This is a genomic window from Streptomyces sp. NPDC006261, assembly GCF_040613515.1.
Lineage (GTDB): Bacteria > Actinomycetota > Actinomycetes > Streptomycetales > Streptomycetaceae > Streptomyces.
Map to the genome: position 1 here is coordinate 1 of NZ_JBEXSI010000045.1, position 18,172 is coordinate 18,172.

Consider the following 18,172-nt stretch of genomic DNA (forward strand, 5'->3'; position numbering starts at 1 on the left):
CGAGGCGCACAGCGGGGCCCTGGACATCAAGCTGTCCGACTTCAAGGTCGTCACGGTCGGCAAGAGCGGGAAGATCACCGTCGACGTCACCGTCATGGATGAGTCGATGGAGACTCCCGGGTCGCAGACATCGCTGCACAGGGCCAATCTGGAGCGGGTCGTACGGGCCGTACGGATGGCGGGGTCGCTCACCCAGGCGGAGATCGCCCGGAGCACCGGGCTCTCCGCAGCCACGGTCTCCAATATCGTCCGGGAGCTGAAGGACGGCGGAACGGTCGAGGTGACGCCCACCTCGGCGGGCGGCCGCAGGGCCCGCAGCGTCTCGCTCAGCGGCGACGCGGGCATCGTCATCGGGGTCGACTTCGGCCACACGCACCTGCGGGTCGCCGTCGGCAACCTGGCCCACCAGGTGCTGGCCGAGGAGTCCGAGCCGCTGGACGTCGACGCATCCTCCGCGGAGGGCTTCGACCGGGCCGAAGTGCTGGTCAAGCGGCTGATCGAGGCGACCGGGATCGGCCCGGACAAGGTCATCGGCGTCGGTCTCGGCGTGCCGGGACCCATCGACGTCGAGTCCGGAACGCTGGGCTCCACCTCGATCCTGCCGGGCTGGACGGGCATCAACCCCAGCGAGGAACTCTCCGGCCGCCTCGGCGTCCCGGTGTACGTCGACAACGACGCCAACCTCGGGGCCCTGGGCGAGCTGGTCTGGGGCAGCGGGCGGGGCGTCAAGGACCTCGCGTACATCAAGGTGGCCAGCGGCGTCGGCGCCGGTCTGGTGATCGACGGGACCATCTACCGGGGCCCCGGCGGCACGGCCGGCGAGATCGGGCACATCACGCTCGACGAATCGGGCCCGGTCTGCCGCTGCGGCAACCGCGGCTGCCTGGAGACCTTCACCGCCGCGCGCTACGTCCTGCCCCTGCTCCAGCCCAGCCACGGCCCCGGACTCACCATGGAACGGGTGGTCCAGCTGGCCCGCGAGGGCGATCCGGGGTGCCGCCGGGTGATCGGCGACGTCGGCCGCCACATAGGCAGCGGTGTCGCCAACCTGTGCAACCTGCTCAACCCCAGCCGGGTCGTGCTCGGCGGCTCGCTGGCGGAGGCCGGGGAGCTCGTTCTGGGGCCCATACGGGACTCCGTGTCGCGTTACGCGATCCCCAGCGCCGCCCGGCAGCTCTCGGTGCTCCCCGGGGCCCTGGGCGGCCGTGCCGAGGTGCTGGGCGCCCTGGCCCTCGTGCTGAGCGAGATGGGGGATTCGACCCTTTTGGAAAGCACTCTCCCCGCAGCGACTCCTGCCTTCACTTAGATAACGAATGGCACCGTTGTCATCTCGTTAAGGATTTACTCCTTGACGCTGGCGCTGCGGCCGAGTTGACTTCCAGCCACCTCGGCCGCAACGTCGCGGCCTCGTCAGGGAGGTTCGAGAATGAACACGCGTATGCGTCGTGCCGCCGTTGCCGTTGCCGCCACCACGATGGCGATCTCGCTGGCCGCTTGCGGGAGCGCCAAGGAGTCCGGCGACAAGGCCGAACAGGGCTCGGAGAAGAAGGGCGACGACCTGAAGATAGGTCTGCTCCTCCCCGAGAACCAGACGGCCCGTTACGAGAAGTTCGACCGTCCGATCATCGAGAAGAAGATCGGCGAGCTCACGGACGGCAAGGCGAAGGTCATCTACGCCAACGCCAAGCAGGACGCGCCCACCCAGGCGCAGCAGGTCGACACCATGATCACCAACAAGGTCGACGCGCTCATCGTCGGCGCGGTGGACGCCAAGGCGATCGAGAACAGCATCAAGAAGGCCAAGGCCGAGGGCATCCCGGTGGTCGCGTTCGACCGCCTCGCCGAGGGCCCCATCGACGCGTACACCTCCTTCGACAACGAAGAGGTCGGCCGCGCCCAGGGCACCGCACTGCTGGAGGCCCTGGGCGACAAGGCCGACGGCGGCACGATCGTGATGATGAACGGCGCGATCACCGACCCGAACGCCAAGCTCTTCAAGAAGGGCGCCAAGTCGGTGCTCGACGGCAAGGTGAAGTACGGCAAGGAGTACGACACCAAGGAGTGGAAGCCGGAGAACGCCAACGCCAACATGGAAGCGGCGATCACCGCGCTCGGCAAGGACAAGATCGACGGCGTCTACTCCGCCAACGACGGCATGGCGGGCGGCATCATCACCGCCCTGAAGGCCGCCGGTCTGCCGAAGCTCCCCCCGGTCACCGGCCAGGACGCCGAGCTGGCGGGCGTGCAGCGCATCGTCACCGGTGAGCAGTTCATGAGCGTCTACAAGTCCTACCCGGCCGAGGGCGTCGTCGCCGCCGAGATGGCCGTCGCGCTCGCCAAGGGCGAGAAGCTCGACTCGATCGCCACCTCGAAGGTCGACAACGCCAGCCAGAAGGACATCCCGACGGTCCTCGTCCCGGTCATCTCGCTGACCAAGGACAACATCAAGGACACCGTCATCAAGGACGGCATCTGGACGCTGGACGAGATCTGCTCGGGCAAGTACAAGACCGCCTGCGACAAGATCGGCCTGAAGTAGGCCCCAGGGGGCGTCCCGCCGGTCACGGCCGGACAGGATGCCCCCCGCCGTACGCCCGACGCGTCCTCGCGAAGGCGCCACGGCACCCCTGCCGCGCACGCGCCGCCGCACACCGGCCCGCGCGCGCCACGAAGCCTGTCCGGTGTCCCGCCCACCAACCGTCCCGCTACCGGGCGGGGCGCCGGACGGAACGCTTCCCCCCTTTTTCTGTTCTTCTGCTCGACCGCCGCGCCTTCCCCCGGGCGCGGCATCCCCCGCCGGTCAGGCGGCGAAGGAGATGGTTCACGTGACCGCTACGCCCGTGTTGGCGTTGCGAGGGGTCTCCAAGCGATTCGGTGCCGTCCAGGTACTCACCGATGTAGAGCTTGAGGTCCACGCCGGTGAGGTGGTCGCCCTGGTGGGCGACAACGGCGCCGGTAAATCAACGCTGGTCAAGACGATCGCCGGAGTGCACCCCATCGATGAGGGAGTCATCGAGTGGGAGGGCAAGGCCGTCCAGATCGACAAGCCGCACGACGCCCAGAACCTCGGCGTCGCGACCGTCTATCAGGACCTCGCGCTGTGCGACAACATCGATGTCGTCGGCAACCTCTACCTTGGCCGGGAGCTGCGCAAGTTCGGCATCCTGAACGAGGTGGAGATGGAGCGCCGCTCCCGTGAGCTGCTGTCCACGCTCTCCATCCGCATCCCGAGCGTCCGCATTCCGATCGCCTCGCTCTCCGGCGGCCAGCGCCAGACGGTGGCCATCGCCCGGTCCATGCTCGGTGAGCCCAAGCTCGTCATCCTCGACGAGCCGACCGCCGCCCTCGGCGTCGAGCAGACCGCCCAGGTCCTCGACCTCGTCGAGCGGCTGCGCGAGCGCGGCCACGCGGTCATCCTCATCAGCCACAACATGGCCGATGTGAAGGCCGTCGCCGACAAGGTCGCCGTGCTCCGGCTGGGCCGGAACAACGGTGTCTTCGATGTGAAGACCACCTCCCAGGAAGAGATCATCTCCGCCATCACGGGCGCCACGGACAACGCCGTGACCCGACGTGCGGCGCGCAACGCGGAGGTTTCCAAGTGACCACCGACAAGTCCGCGACCTCGCTGGACAAGACCGCCGCCCCGGCGGACGCGCCGGTCGGCAATCCGGACGCGGCCGACGGCGCCGCCACGGTCGTCGACCCCCGCCTGCTCATCCGTGAGCAGGGCTTCGCCGGCTACATCACCGAGTTCAAGCGCAAGATCAGCGGCGGCGACCTGGGCTCCATCCCGGTGGTCGTCGGCCTCGCGATCATCGCCATCGTCTTCCAGAGCATGAACTCCGAGTTCCTCTCCGCGAAGAACATCAGCGACATCGCCACCAGCATGGTGGCCACCGGCATGATGGCCGTGGGCATCATCTTCGTCCTGCTGCTCGGCGAGATCGACCTCTCGGTCGGCTCGGTCAGCGGTGTCTCCGGCGCCCTCGTCGCGGTGCTCAGCGTCACCCAGGGCATGAACGAGTGGCTGGCGATCCTCGTCGCCGTCGTCAGCGGCGCGGTGATGGGCGCCGTCCACGGCTTCTTCTTCGCCCGGATCGGCGCACCGGCCTTCGCCGTCACCCTGGCCGGCCTGCTGTTCTGGCTCGGCTTCATGCTCCAGCTGCTCGGCGACTCCGGCACCATCAACCTGGACGGCGACGGGGTGGTCGGCAAGCTGACCACGTACTACTTCACCGACGTCGCGGCCGCCTACGGACTCGCCGCCGTCGCGGTCATCGGCTACTTCGCGGCCGCCTTCCTGGACACCCGGCGCCGGGAGGCCGCGGGCATCCCGTCCCGGCCGATCGCCGACATCGCCGTGCGCACCGGCGTCCTCGCGGTGTTCGCGTTCGCCGCGGCGTACATGTTCAACCAGTACCGCGGCCTGCCGCTGGCCCTGGTCCTCTTCCTGATCGTCCTGGTCGGTACGGACTTCCTGCTGCGCCGCACGGCCTACGGGCGGAAGATCTTCGCGCTCGGCGGCAGCGTCGAGGCCTCCCGGCGTGCCGGTATCAACGTCACGGCGATCCGGATCTCCGTCTTCTCCATCGCCGGTACGTTCGCGGCGATCGGCGGCCTGTTCTGGGCCTCCAAGATCGCGGCGGCCAACCAGGGCTCCGGCACCGGCGACCTGCTGATGAACGTCATCGCGGCGGCCGTCATCGGCGGCACCAGCCTCTTCGGCGGCCGCGGCCGCACGTGGAACGCGCTGCTCGGTGTCATGGTGATCGTCTCGATCCAGTACGGACTGTCGCTGGAAGGCATCGCCACGCCGATCCAGTACATGGTCACCGGCGCCGTGCTGCTGGCCACGGTCGTCATCGACTCCGTCACTCGTAAGACCCAGAAGACCGCAGGCCGCGCCTGACCGCGGATCCGCGCAGGTGCCCGGCGCCCCAGGGGGGTGCCGGGCACCTGCGCGTCCCCGCCGGCCGCGTTCGAACACAGGCTCCCGCTGCCCAGGCCCGGTAGTGGAACATTAGACTCATCGGATCGGCACGCTCGATCAGCTCAAACGCAAGGAGGCACGGGTGGATCTGCTGACCCGCATCAAGGGACCGCGCGACCTGGACCGGCTCAGCCTCGGTGAGCTGGAGGAGCTCGCGGAGGAGATCCGCACCTTCCTCGTGGACGCGGTGTCCAAGACCGGCGGACACCTCGGACCCAACCTGGGCGTCGTCGAGCTCACCATCGCCCTGCACCGGGTATTCGAGTCGCCGCAGGACAAGGTGCTGTGGGACACCGGCCACCAGGCTTACGTCCACAAGCTGCTCACCGGCCGCCAGGACTTCTCCCGGCTCAAGAGCAAGGGCGGCCTCTCCGGCTACCCCTCCCGTGCCGAGTCCGAGCACGACATCATCGAGAACAGCCACGCCTCCGGTGTCCTCGGCTGGGCCGACGGCCTGGCCAAGGCGAACGAGGTCCTGAAGAAGGACGACCACGTCGTCGCGGTCATCGGTGACGGCGCGCTCACCGGCGGTATGGCCTGGGAGGCGCTGAACAACATCGCCGCCGCCAAGGACCGCCCGCTGGTCATCGTCGTCAACGACAACGAGCGCTCGTACGCTCCCACCATCGGCGGCCTGGCCAACCACCTCGCCACCCTGCGTACCACCGACGGCTACGAGCGGTTCCTGGCCCGGGGCAAGGACATCCTGGAGCGCACGCCCGTCGTCGGCCGCCCGCTCTACGAGACCCTGCACGGCGCCAAGAAGGGCCTGAAGGACTTCATCGCCCCGCAGGGCATGTTCGAGGACCTCGGCCTGAAGTACGTCGGCCCCATCGACGGTCACGACATCGAGGCCCTGGAGTCCGCGCTCCAGCGCGCCAAGCGCTTCGGCGGACCGGTCATCGTGCACTGCCTCACCGAGAAGGGCCGCGGCTACACCCCGGCCCTCCAGGACGAGGCCGACCGCTTCCACGCGGTGGGCAAGATCCACCCGGACACCGGTCTGCCGATCTCCACCTCCGGCCTCGACTGGACCTCCGTCTTCGGCGAGGAGATGGTCAAGCTCGGCCACGAGCGCGAGGACATCGTCGCGATCACCGCGGCCATGCTCCAGCCCGTCGGCCTCGGCAAGTTCGAGGAGGCCTTCCCGGACCGGATCTACGACGTCGGCATCGCCGAGCAGCACGGCGCGGTCTCCGCGGCGGGCCTCGCCACCGGTGGCCTCCACCCGGTCTTCGCGGTCTACGCGACCTTCCTCAACCGCGCCTTCGACCAGGTCCTGATGGACGTGGCCCTGCACAAGTGCGGCGTCACCTTCGTCCTGGACCGGGCCGGCATCACCGGCACGGACGGCGCCTCGCACAACGGCATGTGGGACATGTCGATCCTCCAGTGCGTGCCCACCCTCCGCATCGCCGCTCCGCGCGACGCCGACCAGGTCCGTGCCCAGCTGCGTGAGGCCGTCGCCGTCGACGACGCGCCCACCGTGGTCCGCTTCTCCAAGGGAGCGGTAGGCCCGGCGGTCAAGGCCGTCGGCAGGGTCGGCGGCATGGACGTCCTGCGCGAGCCGAAGGCCGCCCGCCCCGACGTCCTGGTCGTCTCCGTCGGCGCGCTCGCCCCGATGTGCCTGGAGATCGCCGACCTGCTGGACGCCCAGGGCATCTCCAGCACCGTCGTCGACCCGCGCTGGGTCAAACCGGTCGACGAGGCGCTCGCCCCGCTCGCCGAGCGCCACCGCGTCGTCGTCACCGTCGAGGACAACAGCCGCGCCGGAGGTGTCGGCTCCGCCGTCGCCCAGGCCCTGCGCGACGCCGGCGTCGACGTACCGCTGCGTGACTTCGGCATCCCGCCGGTCTTCCTCGACCACGCCTCCCGCGGCGAGGTCATGGCCGAGATCGGACTGACCGCGCCGGACATCGCCCGCCAGGTCACCGGCCTGGTCGCCAAACTGGACGGCCGTTTCGAGAGCCGCGCGGTGGAGCCCGCCCGCGACTGACCCGCGTACCTCTCCGTATGGCCGACGGGCCGGGAGAACCGCCCCTGTACGGGTGGTTCTCCCGGCCCATTCGCATGAAGCGGGCCAGATGGCGCGTCCCTGCGCCGACCGGCTCCCAATCATGGCGTGCACAACGAGTGCGTGGAGGTATGCAGGTGAGCGCGCAGGTCACACCACCCCGCGGAAAAGGCATGTTCCGCACCAAATCCGTCGAGCAGTCGATCCTTGACACCGAGGAGCCGGAACACGCGCTCAAGAAGTCCCTCTCCGCCGTGGACCTCACGGTCTTCGGCGTGGGTGTCATCATCGGTACCGGCATCTTCGTCCTCACGGGCAAGGTCGCCAAGGAGACGGCAGGACCCGCGACCGCACTCGCGTTCGTCGCGGCGGGCGTCGTGTGTGCCCTGGCCGCGCTCTGCTACGCCGAATTCGCCTCCACCGTCCCCGTCGCCGGCTCGGCGTACACGTTCTCGTACGCGTCGCTCGGCGAGCTGGTGGCCTGGATCATCGGCTGGGACCTGGTGCTGGAGTTCGCACTGGGCACGGCGGTGGTCGCGGTCGGCTGGTCCGGCTACGTCCGCTCGCTGATGGACAACGTCGACTGGACGATGCCCGAGGTGCTGTCAGGCCCCGATGTGGCGGAGGGGTTCGGCTTCGATCTGCTGGCCTTCGTCCTGGTGCTCGTCCTGACCGTCATCCTGGTCGTCGGCATGAAGCTCTCCGCCCGGGTCACCGCGGTCGTCGTGGCCATCAAGCTCGGCGTGGTCTTCATCGTGATCATCGCGGGGCTCTTCTTCATCAAGGCCGAGAACTACAAACCCTTCATCCCCCCGGCCGAGAAGCAGCCCGCCGGTTCCGGCTGGGACGCCCCGCTGGTGCAGCTGATCTTCGGCTACGAGCCCACCAACTTCGGCATCATGGGCATCTTCACGGCCGCCTCCATCGTCTTCTTCGCCTTCATCGGCTTCGACGTGGTGGCCACAGCGGCCGAGGAGACCAAGCTGCCCCAACGCGACATGCCGCGCGGCATCCTCGGTTCGCTCATCATCTGCACGGTGCTCTACGTGGCGGTCTCGATCGTGGTCACCGGCATGCAGCACTACAGCGAACTCTCCGTCAGCGCCCCGCTCGCGGACGCCTTCAAAGCCACCGGCCACCCGTTCTACGCGGGCGTGATCAGCTTCGGAGCGGCGGTCGGCCTGACCACGGTCTGCATGATCCTGCTGCTCGGCCAGACCCGGGTCTTCTTCGCGATGAGCCGCGACGGGCTGCTGCCGCGCTTCTTCTCCAAGACGCACCCGCGCTTCCGCACCCCGTACCGCCCGACGATCCTGCTCGGCGTACTGATCGCGATCATCGCCGGGTTCACGAGCATCGACGAGCTGGCCACCCTGGTGAACATCGGCACGCTCTTCGCGTTCGTCGTCGTCGCCCTCGGCGTCCTGGTCCTGCGCCGCACACGCCCCGACCTGCCCCGCGCCTTCCGTACCCCATGGGTGCCGGTGCTGCCGATCGCCTCGGTGGCCGCCTCGGTCTGGCTGATGCTCAATCTGCCGGTGGAGACCTGGTTCCGGTTCGCCGTCTGGATGGCGCTCGGCGTGGTGATCTACATCGCGTACGGGCGTTCCCACAGCCTGCTGGGCAGGCGGGGCCGCTAGGGCCGTACCGTACGGGGCCCCACGCACCGGGCCCCGTACGCCTCGACCCGATGCCGCAGTCCGCGGTCGGCGGTGACGACGACGCAGCCGTGCTCCGGGGCGGCGGCCGCCGCCAGTCCGGCGATCAGGTCGTCACCGCTGCCGGGGGCCGGGGCGACCTCGACACCGGGGACGGACTCGACGCCCCGGGCGGCCCCTTCGACGACGAGCACGATCCGGGCGGGACCGGGCAGTCCCGGCAGCCCGTCCCTCGCGTACGGGACCAGGGAGTCCCGCAGCCGCTCCGCCGCCCCGCGCCGGTCCCGCCACCAGCCGTCGGGCACGGACCCGACCACGTTGGCTCCGTCCACGATCACCAGTACCACCGCGTCCTCGCTCATCCCGGCAGGGTGCCACGGGGAGCGGCGCGATGGGCCGTCAGCCGCCGGTGGCGGGGGACTTCTTCGCTTCCTCGGGGATCGCGGTGTCCTCGCGGATCGCCTTCCACAGCTGACCGGCCTGCGGCTCGGCCGCGACCACGCGGTTCGGGTCGGCCTTGTCGTACGCCACCGGCAGCATGATGGTCTCCATCGATGCCGGGTCGACGCCGTTCATCGAGCGACCGAACTCCGCCAGCGAGGTGAGCGAGGCGAGGCCCGAGTCGGTGGTGAGCGACTTGGTGGCCGAATTGGCGATCTTGTAGGAGCTCGCCGGACTGCCCAGCAGGTCCTGCGACTTGACCTCGCTCAGCAGGGCGATCAGGAACTGCTGCTGGAGCCCGATGCGACCGAGGTCGCTGCCGTCGCCGATGCCGTGCCGGGTCCGGACGTACGCGAGGGACTCGGTGCCGTTCAGCTTCTGCGGGCCGGCGGTGAGGTTCAGCCCGCTCGCCTTGTCGTCGATGTCCTGCGGCACGTCGACGGTGACGCCGCCGATGGCGTCGACCAGGTCCTTGAACCCGGCGAAGTTGATCTCCAGGTAGTGGTCGATGCGGACGCCGGACATCTTCTCCACCGTCTTCACCACACAGACCGGACCGACCTGGGCGTAGACGGAGTTGAACATGACGCGGTCCTTGGCGGGCACCCTCGATCCGCCGTCCTCGACGCACTCGGGCCGGGTCACCAGGGTGTCACGCGGTATGGAGACGGCGACGGCTTTCGAGCGGCCCTCGGGTATGTGGACCACCAGAGCGGTGTCGGAGCGGGCACCGCTCACGTTCCCGCCGCCGCCCAGCTCCTTGTTCTCCGCCCCGGCCCGCGAGTCCGAGCCCAGGACCAGCAGGTTCTGCCCACTGGTGGGAAGCTTCTCCGGGCGGTCCTCGCCGAGCGCCTTGTCGATGTCGACGCCCTTGATGTTGCCGTCGAGCTGACTGTAGAGCCAGTAGACGGTGCCGCCGCCCGCGAGCAGCAGAACGAGCAGTACACCGAGTGTGATCTTGAGGCCGCGGCGGCGCTTGCGCGGTTTCGGCGCGCGTCGGGAGGCGCGGGGGCCGGGTGTCGTCTCGTCGTGGTCGTCCGGTGCCATGGCGTCGTGGCTCATCCTGCGCGAGTCCTCAAATCTCATTGCCCGGGCGGGGCGGAGTGCGGGGGACTCGGGTGGGGGGTGGGACCGGTCCGTGAATGTGTGACTGACCGAGCACTATAGAACACCTGATCCGGCAACGGGAGGGCCGGAGCGGGTCGGGCAGGGCCCCTGCCCGTGCTGCCGGAGCACGGCGTTCGGGCGTCGACCCCTCACAGCGGTGAAGCCTCTGGTGAGGGATGTGACGACATCTGGATCCGCATGGAGCCCCGGCGGACCAGGCCCGGGCATGGGGACGTGGTGGTGTGCGGCGCGTCCGGTGCCAGGCTCCGGCTCGGCCGCCGCCTGCACGACGTACGCCACCCCCTGCGGGTCTTCGCCATGCGTACCACCGTGATCGCCCCTCCCGGCCGGCGGCCGCTCCTCGTCCAGCCCCGCTACACCTCGGCGGGCAACCTCCGCGTCACGTGCACCCCGATGCCGGAAGCCGGCTGAGAGACCAGATGAAGATCACTTTCCTGCTCACCACAGCCGACGCCGTGGGAGGGACCGAACGGGCTGTCTTCAACCAGGCCTCCGAGCCTGATGAGCGGGTGCGCGTCGACTACCTCGTCGACCTCACCGGCGGGGACGCCCAGGGCGAGAACCCCCGCCCCTGGTCGACGGAGCCCGTGGTCGCGGACCGCGAGGCGCACGGGAAGGCACGCCGGAACGGCCTGAAGGCGGCCTACGCCACGATGGTGCTCGGCGATCGCACCGCGGCCTGGACCAGCGGCACCTGGCAGACCGCGGACGGCGGACTCGCGGAGGTCTACTCCCTGGCGGCCGCACCGTGGGTCACGCTGTTCTTCCTCAACATCCGCCAGCACGGCACTCCGGAGGGGCCCTCACCGCGCCCCGGCCGCTCCCGTCCGCCCCCCCCCGGGCAGACCGAGAACGACGAGACGAGCGGGTCCAGCTGCGGTGCGCCGGAGTTCCGGTTGAAGTCACCGGTGAGGACGGCGGGCCGGTCCTCCCCGCGAACGAACTCCCGCACCGTCGCGACCAGTTCCCGGACGCGCGGTTCCTCGCCGGGACGGTCCCGCAGGGGGCAGTAGCCCAACTGGCCCCGTTCCCCGCCCGCCTCTCCGCAGAGTTCCAGGTGATGATCCGCAAGGTCTTCGGCGGGCCCACCGACGGAGCGTCCGGGCCTCCCGCGGACAGCACCCACGCCCCTGCGGCGACCACCACGGCCAGGAGCGCCGCGCCGGTGAGGGCAACGCCGCGAACGGTGGCGCGCATGGGAATCCTCCGGACGGCCGAAACGGGGTCCTGGTGTCACAGCAGGTCAGGAGCGCCCCAGCCGGCCGGGTCGCATGCGAGAGGGGCCGTACGGCGAACAGCTCGCCGCACGGCCCCTCGTACCGCTCGTCCGAACTAGGCCGGCACGCTCGCCACGCCCTGCTCCAGGAACGGCTTGCCGTTCACCCGCTGGGAGACGCCCTCACGGTCCAGGTACGGCGTGATGCCGCCCAGGTGGAAGGGCCAGCCCGCGCCGGTGATCAGGCACAGGTCGATGTCCTGGGCCTCGGCGACGACGCCCTCGTCCAGCATCAGGCCGATCTCCTGCGCCACGGCGTCGAGCACGCGGTCGCGGGTCTGCTCCTCGGTGAGGACGGTGTCACCCTGCTTGAGGAGGGCGGCGACCTCGGGGTCGAGGACCGGCGCGCCGGAGTCGTAGACGTAGAAGCCGCGCTTGCCGGCCTTGACGACCGCCGCGAGGTTCTGCGAGACGGTGAAGCGCTCCGGGAAGGCGCGGTTCAGGGTCTCGGAGACGTGCAGGCCGATGGCCGGACCGACCAGCTCCAGGAGCACCAGCGGGGACATCGGCAGGCCGAGCGGCTCGACGGCCTTCTCCGCGACCTCGACCGGAGTGCCCTCGTCGATGACGTTCTGGATCTCGCCCATGAAGCGGGTGAGAATGCGGTTGACGACGAACGCCGGGGCGTCCTTCACCAGGACCGCGGTCTTCTTCAGCTTGCGGGCCACGCCGAACGCCGTCGCCAGCGAGGCGTCGTCGGTCTGCTCGCCGCGGACGATCTCCAGGAGCGGGAGGATCGCGACCGGATTGAAGAAGTGGAAGCCGACGACCCGCTCGGGGTTCTTCAGCTTCGACGCCATCTCGGTCACCGAGAGCGAGGAGGTGTTGGTGGCGAGGATCGCGTGCGCCGGGGCGACCGCCTCGACCTCCGCGAACACCTGCTGCTTGACGCCGATCTCCTCGAAGACGGCCTCGATGATGAAGTCGGCGTCCGCGAAGCCCTCGGCCTTGTCGAGGACACCGGAGACCAGGCCCTTGAGGCGGTTGGCCTTGTCCTGGTTGATGCGGCCCTTGCCGAGCAGCTTCTCGATCTCGGCGTGGACATAGCCCACACCCTTGTCGACACGCTCCTGGTCGATGTCCGTGAGGACGACCGGGACCTCCAGGCGGCGCAGGAACAGCAGCGCGAGCTGCGAGGCCATCAGGCCCGCCCCCACGACGCCGACCTTGGTGACCGGGCGGGCCAGGCTCTTGTCCGGGGCACCGGCCGGGCGCTTGGCGCGCTTCTGGACCAGGTTGAAGGCGTAGATGCCGCTGCGCAGCTCGCCGCCCATGATCAGGTCCGCGAGCGCCTGGTCCTCGGCGTCGAAGCCGGCGGACAGGTCGCCGTCCTTCGCCGCCGCGATGATGTCCAGGGCGCGGTACGCGGCCGGGGCCGCACCGTGCACCTTGGAGTCCGCGATGGCCCGGCCGCGGGCGACGGCCGCGTCCCAGGCGTCACCGCGGTCGACCTCGGGGCGCTCGACGGCGAGCTCGCCCTTGAGGACGGCCGCGGTCCAGATCAGCGACTGCTCCAGGAAGTCCGCGCCCTCGAAGATCGCGTCCGCGATCCCGAGCTCGTGGACCTGCTTGCCCTTGAGCTGTCGGTTCTGGTTGAGCGAGTTCTCGATGATCACCGAGACCGCGCGGTCCGCGCCGATCAGGTTGGGGAGCAGTGCGCAGCCGCCCCAGCCGGGGACCAGGCCGAGGAAGACCTCGGGCAGCGAGAACGCCGGGATCGCGGTGGAGACGGTGCGGTAGGCGCAGTGCAGGCCGACCTCGACACCGCCGCCCATCGCCGCGCCGTTGTAGTAGGCGAACGTCGGGACCGCGAGGCCGGAGAGACGGCGGAAGACGTCGTGGCCGCCCTTGCCGATCGCGAGCGCGTCCTCGTGGCGGTCGAGCAGCTCGACGCCCTTGAGGTCGGCGCCGACGGCGAAGATGAACGGCTTGCCGGTGATGCCGACACCGGTGATGGTGCCGTCGGAGGCCTCCTTCTCGACCTGGTCGATCGCGGCGTCCAGGTTCGCCAGCGACTGCGGTCCGAAGGTGGTCGGCTTGGTGTGGTCCAGGCCGTTGTCCAGCGTGATGAGGGCGAAGCGACCGGCACCGGACGGCAGGTCCAGGTGGCGTACGTGCGCCTGCGTGACGACCTCGCCGGGGAACAGCTCGGCCGCACCCTTCAGAAGCTCAGTGGTGGAGCTCACTTGTTGCCTCCGTCAGCGTTGAAGTGCGGGTTCTCCCAGACGACCGTCGCGCCCATGCCGAAGCCGACGCACATCGTCGTCAGGCCGTAGCGGACCTCGGGCTGCTCCTCGAACTGCCGGGCCAGCTGCGTCATGAGCCGGACACCGGAGGAGGCGAGCGGGTGGCCGTACGCGATGGCGCCGCCGTACTGGTTCACGCGGGCGTCGTCGTCGGCGATGCCGTAGTGCTCCAGGAAGGCGAGCACCTGCACGGCGAACGCCTCGTTGATCTCGAAGAGACCGATGTCGGAGATCGTCAGACCGGCCTGGGCCAGCGCCTTCTCGGTCGCCGGGATGGGGCCGTAGCCCATGACCTCCGGCTCGACGCCCGCGAAGGCGTAGGAGACGAGGCGCATCTTGACCGGGAGGCCCAGCTCGCGGGCGACGTCCTCGGCGGCGAGCAGGGAGGCGGTGGCGCCGTCGTTGAGCCCCGCGGCGTTACCGGCCGTCACGCGGCCGTGGGCGCGGAAGGGGGTCTTGAGGCCGGCCAGGGACTCCATGGTGGTGCCCGGACGCATCGGCTCGTCGGCGGTGACCAGGCCCCAGCCCGTCTCACCGGCCTCGGCGTTGGTGCGGCGCACCGACACCGGCACGAGGTCCTGCTGGATCTTGCCGTTGGCGTACGCCTTGGCGGCCTTCTCCTGCGAACGCACCGCGTAGGCGTCGGCGCGCTGCTTGGTGATCGTCGGGTAGCGGTCGTGCAGGTTCTCCGCCGTCATGCCCATGAACAGGGCGGACTCGTCGACCAGCTTCTCCGACACGAACCGCGGGTTCGGGTCGACGCCCTCGCCCATCGGGTGGCGGCCCATGTGCTCGACGCCACCGGCCACGACGACGTCGTACGCGCCGAAGGCGATGGAACCGGCCGTCGAGGTGACGGCGGTCAGCGCGCCCGCGCACATGCGGTCGATCGAGTAGCCGGGGACGGACTGCGGCAGACCGGCCAGGATTCCGGCGGTACGGCCGAGGGTGAGGCCCTGGTCGCCGATCTGCGTGGTCGCGGCGATGGCGACCTCGTCGATCTTCTTGGGGTCCAGGTCCGGGTTGCGGCGCAGCAGCTCCCGGATGGCCTTCACGACGAGATCGTCGGCGCGGGTCTCGTGGTAGATGCCCTTCGGGCCCGCTTTGCCGAACGGGGTGCGGACGCCGTCGACGAAGACGACGTCCCGGATGGTACGAGGCACGATGGCTCTCCTCCAGGGTGCGGGATGGCACTGCTGCGGGGCACGCCCGTGGGGCGCACCGCCTGCCCTCATGCTACTTGCGGGTAACCAGACTGCCCACCCCCCGTGGCCGGAGCGTCGAAGGTCACATCGCTCCGGTGCCCGCCGGAGCGTCTGTGAGACGCACGAAGAGGCCTGGAACCTGGCGCGATTTCGACCATCGGTTCGGACCGCGAACAGGGTCCGGGCGGGTCCGGGCGGGCTCCGGACGGGGTCCGGACAGCGGAAAACCCCCGGCCGGTGACCGGGGGTGTCTTCCGCGCAGGAGGTCAGGCGCCGGTGCCGAGCGCCCGGACCAGCAGGGGGCCGACCTGCTCGATCTGCCAGTTCCGGGCCCCGTACGCCGCGAGCGTGTCCTCGACGGCGCTCGGGGTCAGGGTCTTCGGCGGCTCCCAGCAGACCCGGCGCACGGTGTCCGGGGTGATCAGGTTCTCCTGGGGCATGTGGAGCCGCTCGGCCAGCTCGGAGACGGCGGCGCGGGCCGCCGAGAGCCGGGCCGCGGCCGCCGGGTCCTTGTCGGCCCAGGACCGCGGGGGTGGCGGCCCGGCGGGCTGCTGGCCGGGCTGCGGCAGCTCCGACTCCGGCAGCGCCTTCGCCCGCTCCACGGCCGCCTGCCACTGCTCCAGCTGACGGCGGCCCATGCGGTGGCCGAATCCCGGCAGTGCGGTGAGCGCCTGCACGTTGGCGGGCAGGGCCAGTGCGGCCTCGACGATCGCGGCGTCGCCCAGCACCTTGCCGGGGGACACGTCGCGGCGCTGGGCCACCTGGTCCCGGGCGTTCCACAGCTCGCGGACGACCGCCATCTGACGGCGGCGGCGCACCTTGTGCATGCCCGAAGTGCGCCGCCAGGGGTCCTTGCGGGGCGGGGCGGGCGGCGCCGAGGCGATGGCGTCGAACTCCTCCCGGGCCCACTCCAGCTTCCCCTGCTGCTCCAGCTCGTCCTCCAGCGCGTCGCGCAGGTCGATCAGGAGCTCCACGTCGAGCGCCGCGTACCGCAGCCAGGGCTCGGGCAGCGGGCGGGTGGACCAGTCGACGGCGGAGTGGCCCTTCTCCAGGGCGTAACCGAGGACGCCCTCCACCATGGCGCCGAGGCCGACGCGCGGGAAGCCCGCGAGCCGTCCGGCCAGCTCGGTGTCGAAGAGCGAGGTGGGAGCCATGCCTATGTCCCGCAGGCAGGGCAGGTCCTGGGTGGCGGCGTGCAGGATCCACTCGGTGCCGGTCAGGGCGCTGGACAGTCCCGTGAGGTCGGGGCAGCCGACCGGGTCGATGAGCGCGCTGCCCGCGCCGTCGCGGCGCAGCTGTACGAGGTAGGCGCGCTGCCCGTAGCGGTAGCCGGAGGCGCGTTCGGCGTCGACGGCCACCGGTCCGGTGCCCGCGGCGAAGGCCGCGATCACCCGGGCGAGGGCGTCGTCGGAGGCCACCACCGGGGGGATGCCCTCGCGAGGTTCGAGCAAGGGGATCGGCGCCGGGGCGACGTCGTCCGGGGGAGCGCCCCCGGTGGTTCGCAGTGAACTGTCTGCTGCGGTCTCTTGGGCGTCGGTCACGCGCCAAGGGTATCTGTGTATACGCGCCACCCGTCGACGGAACGTTCCGTCGACGGGTGGCCATGCGCGTATTCCGGCCGGAGACGCATCGGTGCACGTCCCGGCGGGGGTGGGGGTCAGTGGATGATGCCCGTCCGCAGGGCGACGGCGACCATGCCCGCGCGGTCTCCGGTGCCGAGCTTGCGGGCGATGCGGGCGAGGTGGGACTTGACGGTCAGGGCGGAGAGGCCCATCGAGACGCCGATGGCCTTGTTGGACTGGCCTTCGGCGACCAGGCGGAGCACCTCCACCTCACGTCCGGACAGTTCGCGGTAGCCGCCCGGGTGGCTCGGGGAACCGGGGGGCCGGCGGTGCATACGGGCGGCGTTGGCACCGATGGGGGCGACGCCGGGGCGGGTGGGGTGGCCGATGTTGGTTCGGGTGCCGGTGACGACGTAGCCCTTCACGCCGCCCGCGAGGGCGTTGCGAACGGCGCCGATGTCGTCGGCGGCAGAGAGGGCGAGACCGTTCGGCCAGCCTGCGGCGCGGGTCTCGGACAGCAGGGTCAGCCCGGAACCGTCGGGCAGGTGGACGTCGGCAATGCAGATGTCGCGCGGGTTGCCGACGCGGGGACGTGCCTCCGCGATGGACGACGCCTCGATGACGTCACGTACTCCGAGGGCCCACAGATGGCGGGTGACGGTGGAACGGACGCGCGGGTCGGCCACGACGACCATGGCCGTCGGCTTGTTCGGGCGGTAGGCGACCAGGCTTGCGGGCTGCTCAAGGAGAACGGACACCAGGCCTCCTGGGGGGAGTGGCGGGACGGGGGCCGGCTCGGGGGATGAAGCCGGGGCGAACCGTGCTTGAAGGGTCATTGACCTCTTCGGCAGCAGACCCGTCCTCCTTTAGAGGAAGATCACGATTTGGTGAGTAACAATTCGGGCAAATAGGACGCGCGATCGATTGTACGAAAAGAGAGTCGGCATGTGTGCGAAATGGGTGACGGGGTGTTACGGAACCTGCGGCCCGCGCCGCTGCGGCAGCGTCACCACCGTCGCGTCCGCCGGGTCCGACGGCGGCAGCCCCGCGATCTGGCAGAGCAGATCACCCCAGGCCATCAGGTGCGACGCCGCATCCGGCACCCCGCCGCGCCCCTCGCGCGGCGTCCACGAGGCCCGGATCTCGATCTGCGTCGCCGGACGGCGCGCGGAGAGCGCGCCGAAGTAGTGCGATCCGGCGCGTGTCACCGTCCCTCCGGCTTCCCCGTACGACAATCCGCGCGCGTCCAGCGCCCCGGTCAGCCAGGACCAGCACACCTCCGGCAGCAGCGGATCTGCGGCCATCTCCGGCTCCAGCTCCGCCCGCACCAACGTCACCAGCCGGAAGGCGCCCTGCCAGGCGTCGTGGCCCGCCGGGTCGTGCAGCAGGACGAGCCGACCGTCCGCGAGATCGTCCTCGCCGTCGACCACCGCCGCCTCCAGGGCGTACGCGTGGGGCGCCAGGCGCTTCGGCGGCCGCGTGGTCTCCACCTCCAGCTCCGGGCGGAGCCGCGCGGAGCGCAACGCGTCGACCGCCGAGCGGAACGCGGGCGGGACGGGAGGACCCTCCGCACTGTCCTTGCCGTCAGCGCCATCGGAATGTTCGGAAAATTGTCCCTGAGCCGGAGCCATGCCGGGAAGAGTAGGCGG

The 18,172-nt window shown here is 70.4% G+C and carries 14 protein-coding genes and 1 pseudogene; 8 read left to right on the forward strand and 7 right to left on the reverse strand.

Features of this window, described 5'->3' with window-relative positions:
* The first annotated feature begins 106 nt into the window (after window positions 1-106).
* The 6 genes from ABZ154_RS25670 to ABZ154_RS25695 all read left to right on the forward strand — a co-directional run bounded on the left by ABZ154_RS25670 (window position 107) and on the right by ABZ154_RS25695 (window position 8,647).
* Window positions 107-1,306, forward strand: coding sequence for an ROK family transcriptional regulator (locus ABZ154_RS25670; RefSeq protein WP_128851134.1), 1,200 nt, complete (start codon window positions 107-109; stop codon window positions 1,304-1,306).
* A gap of 120 nt (window positions 1,307-1,426) precedes the next feature.
* Window positions 1,427-2,539 carry a substrate-binding domain-containing protein gene (locus ABZ154_RS25675; RefSeq protein WP_356836356.1) on the forward strand — a complete coding sequence of 371 codons (1,113 nt, stop codon included), beginning with the start codon at window positions 1,427-1,429 and terminating at the stop codon, window positions 2,537-2,539.
* Between the two features lie 277 nt (window positions 2,540-2,816).
* Window positions 2,817-3,605, forward strand: coding sequence for an ATP-binding cassette domain-containing protein (locus ABZ154_RS25680; RefSeq protein ID WP_356836358.1), 789 nt, complete (start codon window positions 2,817-2,819; stop codon window positions 3,603-3,605).
* A complete protein-coding gene (locus tag ABZ154_RS25685; protein ID WP_356836360.1) occupies window positions 3,602-4,912 on the forward strand; it encodes a sugar ABC transporter permease in 1,311 nt (436 codons plus the stop codon). The genes ABZ154_RS25680 and ABZ154_RS25685 overlap by 4 nt, the downstream gene beginning before the upstream one ends.
* Window positions 4,913-5,075: 163 nt before the next feature.
* The gene (gene dxs / locus ABZ154_RS25690; RefSeq protein WP_356836362.1) at window positions 5,076-6,989 is read left to right on the forward strand and encodes a 1-deoxy-D-xylulose-5-phosphate synthase; all 1,914 of its coding nucleotides are present in this window, start codon (window positions 5,076-5,078) and stop codon (window positions 6,987-6,989) included.
* 191 nt (window positions 6,990-7,180) lie between these two features.
* Window positions 7,181-8,647 carry an amino acid permease gene (locus tag ABZ154_RS25695; RefSeq protein ID WP_356836364.1) on the forward strand — a complete coding sequence of 489 codons (1,467 nt, stop codon included), beginning with the start codon at window positions 7,181-7,183 and terminating at the stop codon, window positions 8,645-8,647.
* Here ABZ154_RS25695 and ABZ154_RS25700 read toward each other — a convergent pair.
* Both ABZ154_RS25700 and ABZ154_RS25705 read right to left on the reverse strand, forming a co-directional pair.
* Window positions 8,644-9,027 carry an NTP pyrophosphohydrolase gene (locus ABZ154_RS25700; RefSeq protein WP_356836366.1) on the reverse strand — a complete coding sequence of 128 codons (384 nt, stop codon included), beginning with the start codon at window positions 9,025-9,027 and terminating at the stop codon, window positions 8,644-8,646. The genes ABZ154_RS25695 and ABZ154_RS25700 overlap by 4 nt on opposite strands.
* Window positions 9,028-9,064: 37 nt before the next feature.
* Window positions 9,065-10,168 carry an LCP family protein gene (locus ABZ154_RS25705; protein WP_356836368.1) on the reverse strand — a complete coding sequence of 368 codons (1,104 nt, stop codon included), beginning with the start codon at window positions 10,166-10,168 and terminating at the stop codon, window positions 9,065-9,067.
* A 228-nt stretch (window positions 10,169-10,396) separates the two neighbouring features.
* Between ABZ154_RS25705 and ABZ154_RS25710 the strand changes: the two are divergent.
* Window positions 10,397-10,645, forward strand: a pseudogene (locus tag ABZ154_RS25710) (hypothetical protein); the annotation flags it as partial.
* Window positions 10,646-10,653: 8 nt separating this feature from the next.
* Window positions 10,654-11,247: a hypothetical protein gene (locus ABZ154_RS25715; protein ID WP_356836446.1), complete on the forward strand. Its 594-nt coding sequence runs from the start codon at window positions 10,654-10,656 to the stop codon at window positions 11,245-11,247.
* 319 nt (window positions 11,248-11,566) lie between these two features.
* Here the strand turns inward: ABZ154_RS25715 and ABZ154_RS25720 are convergent, their stop codons facing one another.
* The 5 genes from ABZ154_RS25720 to ABZ154_RS25740 all read right to left on the reverse strand — a co-directional run bounded on the left by ABZ154_RS25720 (window position 11,567) and on the right by ABZ154_RS25740 (window position 18,154).
* Window positions 11,567-13,696: a 3-hydroxyacyl-CoA dehydrogenase NAD-binding domain-containing protein gene (locus tag ABZ154_RS25720; protein ID WP_356836370.1), complete on the reverse strand. Its 2,130-nt coding sequence runs from the start codon at window positions 13,694-13,696 to the stop codon at window positions 11,567-11,569.
* A complete protein-coding gene (locus ABZ154_RS25725) occupies window positions 13,693-14,919 on the reverse strand; it encodes an acetyl-CoA C-acyltransferase (RefSeq protein WP_356836372.1) in 1,227 nt (408 codons plus the stop codon). The genes ABZ154_RS25720 and ABZ154_RS25725 overlap by 4 nt, the downstream gene beginning before the upstream one ends.
* Before the next feature lie 308 nt (window positions 14,920-15,227).
* Entirely contained in the window at window positions 15,228-16,502 is a 1,275-nt protein-coding gene (locus ABZ154_RS25730; RefSeq protein WP_356836374.1) for a ribonuclease D, read from the reverse strand.
* A 116-nt stretch (window positions 16,503-16,618) separates the two neighbouring features.
* Window positions 16,619-17,281: a response regulator transcription factor gene (locus ABZ154_RS25735; protein ID WP_003965521.1), complete on the reverse strand. Its 663-nt coding sequence runs from the start codon at window positions 17,279-17,281 to the stop codon at window positions 16,619-16,621.
* Between the two features lie 213 nt (window positions 17,282-17,494).
* Window positions 17,495-18,154: a DUF3000 domain-containing protein gene (locus tag ABZ154_RS25740; protein ID WP_356836376.1), complete on the reverse strand. Its 660-nt coding sequence runs from the start codon at window positions 18,152-18,154 to the stop codon at window positions 17,495-17,497.
* Between the last annotated feature and the right edge of the window lie 18 nt (window positions 18,155-18,172).